The 583-nt window shown below is 67.2% G+C and carries 1 protein-coding gene; it reads right to left on the bottom strand.

All coding sequences use genetic code 11. The features are described 5' to 3' along the window. Window positions 1-583 (bottom strand): AMP-binding protein (locus tag O6P37_RS28415; RefSeq protein ID WP_269897216.1); only part of this gene is annotated, 583 nt, incomplete at both ends.

Below are 583 nucleotides of genomic sequence, written 5' to 3'. Positions count from 1 at the left end.
GGTCAACCCCGACCGGCCCACATAGCCGACCGCAACACCGCGACCCGCCACATACAACTCACCGACCACCCCGGCAGGCACCCGCCGCAACCACGAATCCAGCACGAACAACGCAGCCGTCGCCACCGGCGCACCGATCGGCGGCACCCCGCAGTCCGCCGCCAACGCCGTAGTACGCGACGCGCAGATCGTGGTCTCGGTCGGACCGTAGGCATTGATCATCACCCGGCCCGGCGCCCACCGCGCCACCACCTCGGCCGGACACGCCTCACCGACCACCAGCACCGCCACCGAGTCCAGACCCTCAGGCGACAACATCGCCAGCGCCGACGGAGTCTGGGTCACCACACTGACCCTCTCCCCGATCAAGACATCACGGAAATCCTGCGGAGAACGAACCACCCACTCGGGAACGATGACCAGCCGGCCACCGTGCAGCAACACCCCCCAAATCTCCTCCACCGAGGCATCAAAGGCATACGAATGGCACTGCGCCCACACCGCGGCAGGCAAGCCGGACTCCAGGGACTCCATCAACTCGGTCACGTTGGCGTGGGTGACCGCAACACCTTTGGGCACCCCC

This window comes from Mycobacterium hippophais (assembly GCF_027529605.1).
GTDB classification, from domain to species: Bacteria; Actinomycetota; Actinomycetes; order Mycobacteriales; family Mycobacteriaceae; genus Mycobacterium; species Mycobacterium arseniciresistens.
This window is presented reverse-complemented; position numbering and strand designations above follow the sequence as displayed.